The organism is Thermodesulfitimonas sp., assembly GCF_052743955.1.
Map to the genome: position 1 here is coordinate 1 of NZ_JBRAIN010000054.1, position 12,894 is coordinate 12,894.

Annotated in this window: 15 protein-coding genes and 1 tRNA gene; 15 read left to right on the plus strand and 1 reads right to left on the minus strand. The window is 57.7% G+C overall.

Going from position 1 to position 12,894, the window contains the following annotated elements; translation table 11 throughout:
- Positions 1 to 195 precede the first annotated feature (195 nt).
- On the plus strand, positions 196 to 1,005 hold the full coding sequence (locus ACUVTA_RS05950) for a tRNA 2-thiocytidine biosynthesis TtcA family protein (protein ID WP_445952052.1): 810 nt from the start codon (positions 196 to 198) through the stop codon (positions 1,003 to 1,005).
- A 191-nt stretch (positions 1,006 to 1,196) separates the two neighbouring features.
- Positions 1,197 to 1,979 carry an acyl-CoA dehydratase activase gene (locus ACUVTA_RS05955; protein WP_445952053.1) on the plus strand — a complete coding sequence of 261 codons (783 nt, stop codon included), beginning with the start codon at positions 1,197 to 1,199 and terminating at the stop codon, positions 1,977 to 1,979.
- Here the strand turns inward: ACUVTA_RS05955 and ACUVTA_RS05960 are convergent.
- Entirely contained in the window at positions 1,969 to 2,445 is a 477-nt protein-coding gene (locus tag ACUVTA_RS05960; RefSeq protein WP_445952054.1) for a DUF456 domain-containing protein, read from the minus strand. The two genes, ACUVTA_RS05955 and ACUVTA_RS05960, sit on opposite strands and share 11 nt — an antisense overlap.
- 88 nt (positions 2,446 to 2,533) lie before the next feature.
- Here ACUVTA_RS05960 and cobU point away from each other — a divergent pair, with 88 nt between their 5' ends.
- The 13 genes from cobU (at position 2,534) to ACUVTA_RS06025 (ending at position 12,665) form a co-directional block, all read left to right on the plus strand.
- A complete protein-coding gene (gene cobU, locus ACUVTA_RS05965; protein WP_445952055.1) occupies positions 2,534 to 3,376 on the plus strand; it encodes a bifunctional adenosylcobinamide kinase/adenosylcobinamide-phosphate guanylyltransferase in 843 nt (280 codons plus the stop codon).
- A 124-nt stretch (positions 3,377 to 3,500) separates the two neighbouring features.
- Entirely contained in the window at positions 3,501 to 4,319 is an 819-nt protein-coding gene (locus ACUVTA_RS05970; protein WP_445952056.1) for a DnaD domain protein, read from the plus strand.
- 15 nt (positions 4,320 to 4,334) lie between these two features.
- Positions 4,335 to 5,075 carry an ATP-binding protein gene (locus ACUVTA_RS05975; protein WP_445952057.1) on the plus strand — a complete coding sequence of 247 codons (741 nt, stop codon included), beginning with the start codon at positions 4,335 to 4,337 and terminating at the stop codon, positions 5,073 to 5,075.
- A gap of 289 nt (positions 5,076 to 5,364) precedes the next feature.
- Positions 5,365 to 6,726, plus strand: a complete 1,362-nt coding sequence (sat, locus tag ACUVTA_RS05980) for a sulfate adenylyltransferase (RefSeq protein WP_445952058.1) — start codon at positions 5,365 to 5,367, stop codon at positions 6,724 to 6,726.
- A 29-nt stretch (positions 6,727 to 6,755) separates the two neighbouring features.
- Entirely contained in the window at positions 6,756 to 7,112 is a 357-nt protein-coding gene (locus tag ACUVTA_RS05985; protein ID WP_445952059.1) for a DUF6955 family protein, read from the plus strand.
- A gap of 186 nt (positions 7,113 to 7,298) precedes the next feature.
- Entirely contained in the window at positions 7,299 to 8,051 is a 753-nt protein-coding gene (locus ACUVTA_RS05990) for an SAM hydrolase/SAM-dependent halogenase family protein (protein WP_445952060.1), read from the plus strand.
- A gap of 12 nt (positions 8,052 to 8,063) precedes the next feature.
- Positions 8,064 to 8,381, plus strand: coding sequence for a cupin domain-containing protein (locus tag ACUVTA_RS05995; RefSeq protein WP_445952061.1), 318 nt, complete (start codon positions 8,064 to 8,066; stop codon positions 8,379 to 8,381).
- Between the two features lie 82 nt (positions 8,382 to 8,463).
- The gene (locus ACUVTA_RS06000; RefSeq protein WP_445952062.1) at positions 8,464 to 9,258 is read left to right on the plus strand and encodes an MBL fold metallo-hydrolase; all 795 of its coding nucleotides are present in this window, start codon (positions 8,464 to 8,466) and stop codon (positions 9,256 to 9,258) included.
- Positions 9,259 to 9,269: 11 nt separating this feature from the next.
- Positions 9,270 to 10,067 (plus strand): carbohydrate deacetylase, encoded by a 798-nt coding sequence (locus tag ACUVTA_RS06005; protein WP_445952063.1) that lies wholly within the window; start codon positions 9,270 to 9,272, stop codon positions 10,065 to 10,067.
- A 7-nt stretch (positions 10,068 to 10,074) separates the two neighbouring features.
- A complete protein-coding gene (locus ACUVTA_RS06010; RefSeq protein WP_445952064.1) occupies positions 10,075 to 10,476 on the plus strand; it encodes a gamma-glutamylcyclotransferase family protein in 402 nt (133 codons plus the stop codon).
- Positions 10,467 to 11,159, plus strand: a complete 693-nt coding sequence (locus ACUVTA_RS06015; protein ID WP_445952065.1) for a YkgJ family cysteine cluster protein — start codon at positions 10,467 to 10,469, stop codon at positions 11,157 to 11,159. Before ACUVTA_RS06010 ends, ACUVTA_RS06015 begins: the two co-directional genes overlap by 10 nt.
- Positions 11,160 to 11,315: 156 nt before the next feature.
- A tRNA-Leu gene (locus ACUVTA_RS06020) sits at positions 11,316 to 11,403 on the plus strand.
- Between the two features lie 257 nt (positions 11,404 to 11,660).
- Complete coding sequence (locus tag ACUVTA_RS06025) at positions 11,661 to 12,665, plus strand: helix-turn-helix transcriptional regulator (RefSeq protein WP_445952066.1); 1,005 nt, start codon at positions 11,661 to 11,663, stop codon at positions 12,663 to 12,665.
- Positions 12,666 to 12,894 lie beyond the last annotated feature (229 nt).

A 12,894-nucleotide genomic window follows, 5' to 3' on the forward strand; every position in this document is an offset into this window, starting at 1 on the left:
TTCGCCTTATGCGCGGGGGAAAATAGATCTAGTAAAGATTTCGTTATGCCGTTTCCATATCCTGCTGCCAACAGAGCAGACTACGCGGAAGGGTTGATTTTGGGGTGGGATGTTAAGCATAATAGAGTCACACGGGGGAGAAATTGCTCCCTTCTGAAAATAATATCTTTCTCCCTAAAAACGGAGCTTGTAGCGGTGCGGCAGAGCTGGGGCAAGTGGTTCTTAACGGATGTCAAGCGGGCCATTAAAGATTACGCGATGATCGCTCCGGGCGACAGGGTAGCCGTTGGTCTTTCCGGGGGGAAGGACAGTATGGCGCTGCTCTACATCCTCTCTTACCTCCGGGACTATTCACACCTTTCCTTTTCGCTCGAGGCGATTTTGGTGGACGCGGGCTGGGTGCCCGTCGATTATTCGCGCGTGGCGAGTTTTTGCACGGAGCGGCGCGTGCCGCTGCACATCGTCCGGCACCCGATTGCCGCAGTTATCGCGGCGAAGGGCGAGAAGAGTGCCTGCTCCCTGTGCGCTAAGCTCCGCGCGGGCCTTTTGAATTCCCGGGCCAAGGCGCTTGGCTGCCAGCGAGTGGCGCTGGGGCACCATCTGGACGACGTGATCGAAACCTTTTTCCTTAACCTTATTTTTGCGGGCAGCCTTCGCACTTTCCGCCCAGCGATTTACCTGGACCGCATTGGGCTTCACCTTATCAGGCCGTTGAGCTACGTTCCCGAGCGGGTCCTGGGTAGTCTGGTAACGCAGGCGGGGATTCCCGTACTTCCAGCTGTTTGCCCTTATGCCGGCCGGACGCAGCGGGCGGCGATGAAGGAAATCGTAGCGTTCATTACGGAAAGATATCCGGAGTTTCGCCGGCGTTTCCGGACGGCACTGGAAAATGTGAGCTTTAACGATCTCTGGCGCCAGCGGGGCAAGAAAGAGACAAGCCTGCCGGCGGCCAGGGCGTCTACTCCGGGGGAGGATGACCTCTGGGGGGAGAGCCTCGAGCTGTAGCAGCGGGCCGGTAACTGTGGCGTCGAAAGGCTTGGGAATACCAACCAAAATGTTAAGCAGTCAACTGGAAGGAATAACCATTAGGCGGTGGAATTAGTATAAAGACCGGCCGCGGTAGCCGGAAGATGGGAAGCGCAGGGTTTGTAGTCCCTGCTGGGTCTTGAAAAGAAACGGGGGTTTTTTCAAGCTTGTTGGTTGCGGGAATCGATATCGGCTCTCTTTCCGCAGAAGCGGTGATCCTTGCCGATAAGGGCATTACCGGTTATAGTATCCTTCCTACAGGGGCGGAGGGCCGCCGGGCGGCCGAAGAAGCGCTTGCCGCAGCGCTGGCAGCTGCTGGGATTTCCCGGGGCGAGTTAGCCGCTGTTGTCGCTACGGGTTACGGCCGGATCGTTGTCCCGTTTGCCGACCGCCGGGTAACGGAAATCACCTGCCACGCCCGCGGCGCCATCTACCTCTTTCCGGACACGCGGACGGTTATCGATGTTGGGGGCCAGGACTCAAAGGTGATCCGGGTTAACGCGCGGGGCGAAGTGGAGGATTTTGCGATGAACGATAAGTGCGCCGCGGGGACTGGACGCTTTTTGGAAGTGATGGCGCGGGCGTTGGAGACCGACCTTGAAGGACTGAGCGTTTTGGCGGAAGCTGCCAGTAAAGCGGCGCTTATTACCAGCGTTTGTGCCGTTTTTGCCGAGTCGGAGGTTGTTTCCCTTATCGGCCAGGGAACACCCCGCGAGGAGATCGCGCTTGGCCTCTGTGAGTCGATTGCCGAGCGGATTGCGGCGCTTGTTCACCGGGTTGGCCTGGTGGAGAAAGTAACAATGACGGGGGGGGTAGCTAAAAACCGGGCGGTAGTTGCGGCCTTAACCCGGCGGCTTGCCGTGCCGGTAGCGGTACCCCCGGAGCCGCAGATCATCGGTGCGCTTGGAGCGGCACTCATCGCCCGGGATTTAGTGGGTTCAACTAAAAGATAGCCGCGAAAAACCAGATTACCATACCTATTTCGATCGCTAATTTTACCAATGTACCGCCGAAAAAGCCAATAAGGGAGCCAACGCCGACCCGCAGAGAATGGACGGAACGCCGCGAGGCGACCAGTTCACCAAGAAAAGCACCGGCGAAGGGTCCCAGGATGATTCCGGCGGGAGCGAAGAAGGCTCCTATAAGGAGACCGATGGCACTACCCCAGATGGCCAGCTTCGAGCCCCCGTGGCGGGCAACGCCCCAGGCACTTGCTAAGTAGTCAACCGCAAAGGTGAGGGCGACCAGCAGTGCCTGGCCTACGAAGAAGAGAAGATTGAGTTTGACGAAGCCGGTGAAGAGGCCGTAGATCACCATACCGGCAAGAATCAACGGGGCTCCGGGCAGGATGGGGAGAATGGTGCCAGCAAGCCCAGCCAGAAAGAAGATAACCGCAACCACAAGCCCGACGGTGGACATGTTTCCTCCTCGGGGCTTATTCAGTTTTTAAGATACTAACAGAAATTCGCCGCGGGGTCAACAAAACGCGGGTGACGGAGGTAAAGGCATGGTTAACGGTGTGTTGACGGCGGAGCTCTTTCTTCCCGGAGCCACGTCCCTCAAAGAGAAACGGCGCACGCTGAAGAGTCTGGTAGAAAAGCTACGCGGGCGCTTCAACGTCGCCGTGGCGGAGGTGGAAGGACAGAACGCCTGGCAGCGGGCAACCCTTGCCGTGGCGGCGGTCGCTGGTGAAAGCGTCATCCTCCACCGCCTTTTCGAAGAGGTTGTCGACTTCATCGACGGCTACCGCGACGCAGTGCTCAGCGACTACCAGGTAGACCTTTACGGCATATACCTGGGGCGCGAAGAGGATTCTGGCGCGAAGAAGGTGGTGAGTGGCGGCCTCGTTCTGGTGACGGGTGGTGCGCGCAGTGGGAAGAGCGCTTACGCCCAGTCGTTGCTTCAAGAGACACCGCGGGCGGTTTTCATCGCCACGGCGGTCTCTACCGATGCCGAAATGGCGGCGCGGATTGCTGCCCACCGTTCCCGGCGTCCGGCTTCCTGGGAGACAGTCGAGGAGCCGCGCGACTTAGCGGGTGCGGTCCGGTCGGTGCCGGCAGGTGTTCCGGTGCTGGTCGATTGCCTTGGTTTCTGGGTGAACAACCTTCTTAACGCGGGGTGCGCGGAAGAGGAGGTAATGAAGCGGACGGCAGAGTTTCTGGACGCTGTCGGCGCGCGCGAGGGTTTGACGGTCACGGTGACCAACGAAGTAGGAGGCGGCGTGGTGCCGCCGTACCCCTCAGGACGGCTTTACCGTGACCTTCTCGGACGGGTTAACCAGATGGTGGCCCACGCCGCGGTCGCTGTTTACCTTCTCGTTTGCGGCATCCCTATGCGGCTCAAACCCTGATCTTTTGGCATTTTGCGGAAAAAGTTTCCCTGGCGGGAGGATTCTTGTCATCCCGTGTAGAAGAAGTTCATCAACCTGAGCAGAGCGGAAAAGTATGTCATTTTTTAAAGCGGAGGTCGGGCTGATGGCGGGCTGCTTGAGCGGTGGGAAAAGGCCCGTTAAAGAGTACCGTGAGGGGAATATTGTCAGCGTTTTTGGGACAGACCTCGTATTGAGCGGCGGGATATTCGTTCCGAACCTGCTGCTCAGATTTTATAAAAAGCTTGGGATTAGCGACCTCGGCATGATGATTATCCTCCAGATCTTCCGGTTGCGGACCGAGGAAGGCCGCCTTCTTGCTACCGCGGCAGAACTGGCTGAATATTTAACCACGGAAGAAGCGGTTCTTTCCCGTGAACTGGACGAGTTGCTGCGGAAAAAGATCCTGACGGTCAGCGAGTACTACGATGGGGAAAAAGTGGTAGAGGGTTACGACTTTCAGCCGCTCTTTGAAAGGCTTTCCGAAGCTTGGGCCTGCGCGAAGGTGGCTGAGATTCAGGAGTTGCAGGCGGTACTCCGGAGACAGCAGGAAGCGGCTTCTACCGATACTGTTTTTAGCGAGCTTTACCAGGCCTTCGAAAAAGAGTTCGGGCGGCCGCTTAGCCCGATTGAGGCGGAGCAAGTTTTAAAATGGCGCCAGGAAATGCCGCCGGCACTGGTTCTCGAAGCACTCCGGCGGGCCGTCCTTTTAGGTAAGCGGAATTTCAAGTATATCGGCACAATTCTCCTAGAGTGGCAGAAAAACAACCTGCGAACGCTCGCCGAGGTTGAGGAGTACGAGCGGAATTTTGAAGCGGGCCGAAGGCGAAAGCGCAAGGCAGCTATTTCCGCCAAAGAAAAGGAAGAAAAAAAGGAAGAAAAAGAAAAGAAGAAGGCGCTAATTAAGACGCTCTACTTAAGTTAAAGGAGGCCGTTTTAGGTGGGCGAGGTCTGCCCGAAATGCCGGAACCGCGGCCTTATCTTGCGGGGAGAGGTTGCCGTTCCTTGCGAATGTGTCAAGCAGAAGGCTCTGCTCTTCCGGATCGCCCAAGCGCAACTAACCCCGCTGATGCGGGAGTATACCTTCGAGCGCTTCGATTTCCGGTACTACTCGCGGACCCGAAAGGACGGCGCCAAAGGGATCACTTACCGCGAGTCGGCGCAACGTGCCTATGACGCTGCCCGGGAGTTCGTTGCTTTATTTTTGGCCGGAAAAGCTACGGAGGGGCTCATCTTTACCGGGTCGGTAGGTGCGGGGAAGACCTTCCTGGCCTGCTGCATCGCGAATGCGGTTCTATCAGCGGGCAGGGAGGTTCTCTTCGTAGCGGTGCCGGACTTCCTTGACGAAATCCGGGCCACTTATGATGACGGGGTGGTGGAGCACAGCGAGCACGAACTGCTAAGCCTGGCCAAAAGCATACCGCTCTTAATTCTTGATGATTTAGGGGCCTTTATTTACACCGAATGGGCGCGCCAGAAGATCTACTCCATCTTAAACCACCGTCTTAACCACTGTTTGCCGGTCGTGGTAACTACTAACGTTGCCCTGGAAGACCTCGAGGAGTATCTGGGGGAGCGAACCACCTCCCGCCTCATTGAGATGTGCCGCCCTTACCGACTCCTGGTGGAACACGATATCCGTTTCGTTCGTCGCCAGGAGAAAGAAGCGCACCGGCGGTAAGCGCGCTAGCTCATCTGCAAGCCGAGGACGAGAAGAGTATTGACAAGCCCAAAAGCATAAAGTATACTGAGTTGTGAAGTTTTGGTTTGTCTTCATAGCTTGCGGGATATCTGGGTTAATTTTTTGGTGCTGCATGTTCAGATAATCACAAACTAGCGAGGGAGGTGGGGGACGCAGGAAAAGCGCTTCAGTTAAGGGTGTTACTGGCGAATGTGCTTGTCTGTCCGTTTCTTTTTAGCGAGAAGATTGCTCCCTGTTAAGATCTTCACGAAAAGAAGGAGGTATGTAAATGTCCTTTCGGATTGAGAGGCCTGAGCCCCACGGCGGCAGACTTATAGAGCGGGTGGTTACGGATCCGGCGCGCGGGAAGAAGATGGCGAAAGGTTGCCCTGTGTTTGACATTAAGCCGACCCTTGACAAAAATGGTGTCCCGGTCCGCAATGTTTACCGCGAAATTATGTCCGTATGCTATGGCTTTTTCTCTCCGGTCGAAGGTTCGATGAAAGAGGCGGAACTCGCCCGGGTTTTGAAAGAGAGAAGACTCCTCAACGACTGGGTTTTCCCCTACCCGATCCTCTTCGACGTATCGGAAGAAGACCATAAGAAGCTGGGTGTTACCCCCGGCGATAGGCTTCTCCTCAGGCTGAAAGGCGAGCCCTTTGCGGTCCTCGATATCGAGGAAATCTACCGGATCGACCCCCTGGAAGTAGCCACCAAGACCTTCGGTACTCCTGAAGATAACCCGGAAGTTGTTAAGGAAGCTTTCAATGAGAAGCACCCCGGCTGGGTAATCTATAAGAGCATGAACCCGGTGATTTATGCCGGTAAATTTACGATTATCAACGAGCCAAAGCTGCGGCCGCCCTTTGACCGGTTCTGGTTCCCGCCCCGGAAGTGCCGCGAGGAGTTCGACCGGCGCGGCTGGCGTACCGTCATCGTCCACCAGACCAGAAACGTGCCGCACGTTGGCCACGAAATGCTGATGAAGAATGCCGCCTACACCGGCGACTTGGAACCCTGCCACGGCATCCTAGTCAACGCCGTCATCGGTGTGAAGCGTAAAGGTGACTATCCGGACGAAGCCATCGTTGAAGGGCACGAGGCCGTCAACCTTGGCGGCTACATCAAGCCGGAGCGCCACATGGTCAGCATCCTGCTCTGGGATATGCGTTACGGCAACCCGCTCGAATCGATGCTCCACGGCATCGTGCGGCAGAATATGGGTTGCACGCACCACATGTTTGGTCGGGACCATGCTGCCGTCGGCGAGTACTACGATATGTACGCTACCCAGATCCTCTGGAGCAAGGGCATCCCGAGCTTTGGGTTCCCCGCGCCGCTGACCGAGGTGCCTTATGGTTTGAAAATCCGGCCGCAAAATATGGCTGAGTTCTGGTACTGCCCGAAGTGCGGCGAGATTGCTTACAGCGAGAACTGCAACCACTCCAAGGAAAAGCAGAAATTCAGCGGTAGCTTCATCCGCGGCATGGTTTCCGAGGGTGTCTTCCCGCCGCCGGTTATCTTCCGGCCGGAGGTTTACAAGGTTGCGGTTAAGTGGTGGAAGGTCTTTGGTTACCCATTCGTTACGCCGAAGTACCTGATGGCCCGGGAGAAAGAGCTCGAGGTTGATCTCCCGCATATGGATGTTTAGGTTCTGCGTATTAACCAGGAGGTGAAAAAATGCCCAAGACATTGGTGGTTCTCTTGGACGATAACCGGATGAAGAAGCTCGAAGGCAGTGGGTTAGAGAAACAGGTTGTAAAGCTGTTTGGTGGTGCGCTCAACGCCTTTAACTTGGAGGTTTCAGACGAAGACACGCAGCGCATTTTGGAGGAGTTCGCTACCGCCCGGATCGACTCGCGCGGGGCGATCACCGACGTGCCCGTGGCCTTCAACCGGGTGGTTTTCGAAGAGATTGCAAAGACGAAGTCACTCGGCCCGGAAGTTATGAAGGGTGTTTTTACCCGGCTGGCGGAGATTAAAGAGATGGCGGCAAAGGAGAGTGAATACCTCCCGCCGCCGGATATCGACGTATAGTTTTTTCTGGGTGTTGCTTATGAAGCCGCCTGCCTTGTCAGGCGGCTTTTTTATAGTGTGCTCGCGAAGCTGCTCGGAAATCCTGCCCAAACGGTAAGCCTAACCTCCGGGGAAGGAGGAAATTTTCCGGCGTCGAAAGAAAAACGCGAGGCACTTGGGGAAAATTACGGTAGGGAGGTGGCTTCGGTGAGCATAATCGCGCTGGTAACTGATTTCGGTACTTCGGCCTATCCGGGCATTTTAAAAGGGGTAATCCTCACCATTCACCCGACGGCCCAGATTGTCGATCTTACCCACGCGGTGCCGCCCTACGCGGTCCGGCAGGGAGCGTGGCTCCTCTACACGGCCTACCGGTACTTCCCGGCCGGCACGGTTTTCCTTGCCGTGGTTGATCCCGGTGTGGGGAGTGAGCGGCAGCGGCTCGCCGTAGCTACCGCGCCCTACTACTTTGTCGGCCCCGACAACGGCCTCCTCTACCCGGCGGCTTCTGCTGCCGGCATCAGGGAGACGGTGGTTCTCCCCCGGCCGCCGGAGGCTTCGCTTACTTTTGAGGCGCGCGACGTCTTTGCGCCGGCCGCGGCGCGCCTGGCCCGGGGAGACCCGCTAGCGGCCCTTGGGACACCGGGTAAAATCGAAACGCGGCTTCTTTTTTACCTGGAGGGCCGGGAAGGCGAAGTGGTTCATGTAGATAGGTTCGGGAATATCGTTACCAACCTGCCGCCAGAACCGGGGGCGCGCCGCTACCGCCTCACGGCGGCTAATCTTAGCTTGGATCTCCCGTTTTTCGAGACTTACGCAGCGGCACCGCCGGGGAAGCCCTTCGTGGTTACCGGGTCTGCAGGTACCCTTGAGCTTTCAGTGCGGGAAGGGAGTGCGGTTGCCCTTCTGCCTCTTGCTCCGGGAATGAGGGTGCGGCTGGAGGGGCTACCGGAACGCTAAAGAGGGATTCTTTTGTTTGTCGGTCACGTGCGCGAAAAAGAAGAGGTGGCGGTAAATCTCCCAGGTGCCGCCGGGGTGACCAAACAGAGCCTGATAGGCCCGGCAGAAAGCTGGGCGGGCGCGGATTTACGCCGCGCCACCGGCACCCCTGGCCCCCACATAAATTACGTGGTTGCAGGGGCAGGGCAGCTTTACTTTGAGGGCCAAGAGTATCAGCTCGAACCAGGCACCATCGCCTACATTCCAGACGGGGCAGAACACCAGTTTTTGAATACCGGTACCAAGGCGCTGATTTTTCTCTGTATCGTCCCGGAAGAAGGTGATAAATAGGGTTACGGAGAAGTAACTCATGCGGGCAAAAGACCCGTACTAATGGAACGATAATTGGTTATTTTCAGGGAGGAAGGCGGCGGTGCTAATCCCTTTGGGAATAAACGGCTTCTTTCCCGGGTACGGCCAGCAGACGGCCTGCTATCTTTTTCTCCCGGACGCGCGGACGGCCATTCTTCTCGATGCCGGCACGGGTCTAGCGCGTCTCGGCGAGCCGGAAATTGCGGCGAAGCTCGGGGCTTGTCCGGAGCTCCATATCCTCCTTTCCCACTACCACCTTGACCACGTAAGCGGTCTCTTTTATCTCCCCGGTGTGTGGCGGGGAAAACGAGCGGTTATCTATGCTCCTAGCGCCCCGTTAGTGACAGCTGCGGGCCAGGAGGCCGTTGTGCGGCTACTTAGCCCCCCGTACTTCCCGCTTGCACTCAAGGACCTTCCTCTTGAGGTGGTGGCCGTGACCGCAACCGAAGTTACCATAGCGGGGCTCAAAGTCCGGTTCCGGAGCCAGCAACACCCGGGCGGTTCAGTAGGGATCAGGATTGAGGACCTTCTCTGCTACGTTACGGACACGCCGCCCGACCCGGAGACGGCGGCTTTTGCGCGGGGCTGCCGCTTACTCCTGCACGAAGTATGGTTCACCGACGCGGAGGTGGCTGCGCTTGGCGGCCCGGAGGGGGCGCTGGCAAAGTCCGGCCACTCCTGGGTGAGTGCGGTGGCCGCGCTCGCCGCGCGCGCAGCAGTGGGAGCACTGGTGCCGGTGCACCTAGCGCCCTGGCGCTGCCCGGACGAAGTTGCGTCGCTGGTGGGGGCGCTCCGGAAACAGGCCGGTTTGCCGGTAGTGCCGCCGGAAGAGGGGAAAGAAATAATTCTAACGTAAGGTTACATAAGATGTTAGCGAAGGAAGAAAAAATGCTCCTTATCGTTAACGCCGACGACTTCGGCTATACACCGGGAGTAAACGCCGGCATCACCCGCGCGATTGCCTGCGGCCTTGTTACCAGTGTGAGCGTGCTTCCCAACCAGCCCGGGACGGTCGAAGCCTTGGCCATACTTCGGCGCGGCGCGCTACCGGGTGTTGGTGTCGGTGTACACCTTTGCCTTACCAAGGGGCGCCCCCTTTCACCCCCGGAGGAAATTCCCTCGCTTACCGATAAAAGTGGCAACTTCAAGGGGCGGCGGGCGTTACTATCAGGTGAACTCTCCGAGGAGGAAGTCGCGCAGGAATTCTTTGCCCAAGTAGAACTCGTCCGTGCTTCCGGCATTCCCCTTGATCACTTGGACACCCACCACCACATTCATGCCCATCCGGTGGTCTTTGTCGCGCTCGTAAAAGTGGCCCAAAGTTACGGTCTGGCGGTCCGTCATCTCACCCCGGCAATGCGGGCTATTCTCGAAGCCGCCGGAGTGAAAAGCACTGCGGCCTTCTGCGGGGAGTGGTTTGCCGCCGAAGCCTCGCTGGGGGCTTTTACGGTCTTTGTGGCCAACGCGTTGCACCGTGGCCTTTCCTCTCTCGAGATAATGACCCACCCGGGATATGCGGACCGGGAGCTAGCCCGGCTGAGCGGCTATCTTGCTGAGCGGGAGGGAGAACTCGGGGTTCTCTGTGCCCCGGAATTAAAAGAATGGCTCAGGGCTATGCCGGTGCGCCTTGGTACCTACGCTGATCTTTTGAGGGAGGGGGCGTAGCGAGGCGGTGACCGAAAAGGTTTTCGTTTACGGCACCTTACTCCGGGGCCGGGCTAACCACCGGCTGCTTCAAGGCGCCCGTTTTGTCGGGCAGGGCAAGGTGGAAGGGCTTGCACTTTATGCCGTCACTCCTTTCTATCCGGGGGCGGTTCCGGAAGCAAGGGAAGTGGTTCTCGGGGAGGTTTACGCGGTAACGGCTGAACTTCTATCTGTCCTGGATGATTTCGAGGATAATGGCAAGCTCTACCAGCGAGTGAAGTACCCCGTCTTTTTGGCGGCCGGCGGGGTAACCGAAGCCTGGGTCTATATCTGGTGCCGGCAAGTGCGCCCAGAACAAAAAATCCCCCTAGAAGCTCAACCTTGGTACCCCGCTCGGTTATGCGCAGGAAGGGGAAATAGATGGAAATAGATAATAAAAGGAGACAGCCAAAAGTGAATCCAGATCTTCAACGCGGGTGCATCCGGTGCGGCACCTGCTGCCGAAAAGGCGGTCCGGTTCTCCACCACCAAGACAAGAAAATCATCCGCGCCGGGTACGCCGGCTACCAGCACCTGATAACGATAAGAAAGGGCGAATTGGCTTTCGATCCGCTCTCCAACGGCCTGCAGCCTGCCGCTCAGGAATTTGTCAAGATCCGTGGGCGGGGGAAAGAGTGGTGCTGCGTTTTTTTTGACGCGGCGCGCTCTGCGTGCACCATTTACCCGCACCGCTTTCTCGAGTGCCACCTTTTAAAATGCTGGGACCCCGCAGACCTTCTTGCGGTAGTCGGGAAGAAGACGCTGGTCCGGGCGGACCTCATTAACCCCGGCGACCCGATCATTGAAATGATTGCCCTACACGAGAAGGAGTGCTCCTACGAAGAAGTGGAACGGCTGATCGTGGCACTCTCTACCCCGCATCACCGGGATAAAGTCCTTGCGCGGCTTACCACTCTCGTCCGCCGGGACCTGGTCCTCCGCCTCTACGCGGCGCGGGAACTGGGTTTGTGCCCAGACTACGAGCTTTTCGTTTTTGGCCGCCCGCTCTTTAACTACTTGGAAGCCCGCGGCGTATCGCTTCTACTGGTAGCACCACGGGTCCAGGGTGAATAACCAACCTGCGCCGGGTCGGCTAGACACGTAAACAGCTTTTGGTATTTAGAAACCGGATGCGGTGCGGGTAAACCGTCGTGCCCCTCCTTCTGGTGCAAACACTTGCATACCGGTAGTTGAAGCTCATCTGGTTTTCTGCTACAATGTAGCTTGGTAGCCGGAGTGGCGGAAAGGCAGACGCACGGGACTTAAAATCCCGGGGGGCCAAGGCCCCGTGTGGGTTCAAATCCCACCTCCGGCACCAGGAGTTTCAATGGTTCCACAGTTTCACAAATCTTTACCCGTTCGCGGTAGCGTTTTGCTGGGGACGATTTTGCTGCTGTTGGGGGATAAAAGCCGGGAAGCCCGGCTTTTTTGCGTTTCGGGTGGATTGAGGCTTGGCGTGATTGATCGCGCGTTTACCACAGGCAGGAAAAAGAGATTCTGGGTTGAATAAAGATAGAAAGGGGGCGAGGAGAAATCGAGCGCCAATTTCCCGGTTCAGGCCGGCCCTTAGAGGAATTGAAGCGCGTCTCGCGGATCCTCGAGCTTATCCACATTCTTACAGTCTCCCCGCGCCGTTACCGTCGCTGCGATCTTGCCGCGCGCTTTGGGGTGAGCGAGCGGACTATCCAGAAGGACCTTAATATCGTCCGGCACGGCCTCAAACTCCCGCTTGTCCGGTCGCTCCAGGGCTACTATTTTGAGAGGACGCCACTCCTGCCCGTTTTGCAGTTCACCTTCAGCGAAGCCCTGGCGTTGCTCCTGGCTCTTCAGGCAGCACGCCACGTTTCCGGCGCCGGGTCGCCAGAACTTGCTGCGGCCCTCAACCGGCTGGCCGCGCTCTTTCCACCGGAGTTCGGTATGTTACTACGTCAGGCAGCCAACCTTCCTGTGGTCACGGCGCAGCGGGAGCACCGGCAGCGGATGCTTTTGCTTCTCAACCAGGCGCTCATCCAGGGCCGCAAGGTGCGGATTCTTTACGCCACCCACTCGCGCGGTGGCGCCCAGACTGAACGGGTGGTACGCCCTTACCACCTCCTACCGCACGTGCGGAGCTGGCACTTAATCGCCTACTGCGAGTGGCGGGAGGCGGTGCTGCTCTTCAAGGTGGACCGCATCCGAAAGGCGGTGCTTTTAGAGGAGCGGTACCGGATTCCCGAAAATTTTGACCTGGCAGCCTACCTGGGGCCGGTTTGGGGCGTTATGCGCGGGGCGGCTGGCGATCCGGTCAATGTGGTCCTGCGCTTTGCGCCGGAAGCAGGCCGCCGCGTGGCCGAAGAAGACTGGCACCCGAGCCAGCAGGTGGAAGAGCAGCCCGACGGCAGCGTCCTTTTCCGGTTGCACATTGCCATTACGCCCGATTTTCTCAACTGGCTGCTTTACTACGGGAGCCGGGTGGAGGTGCTGCAGCCGGCAAACTTGCGGGCCGAGTTGGCGGCGGAGCACCGGCGGGCGGCGGCAGTCAACGGGCCGCCTGCCGGAGGAGGGGAAGTCGCCGGGAAAGAAAAAGAGGCGCCAGTTTAGAAAGCGCGGCGCTTTGTTTTTGGTGCCCACTCCTTCGGCGCAAAAAATGTAAAAAAATTTCCGGCGGCGGAAGGAGTTTTTTTTTTTTTTTGCAGAATTTCTCTAGCAGAAAAATTGCCCGGTAAAGTTTGGCCTTGAGGAAAAGGGAAGTTAAGGCGCGGGTGGCTTTAAAAGGTTAATTGAGAGGAGGTTTTTCGAAAAAGATGGTGTGGCGAAAAGGTTGTTTTTA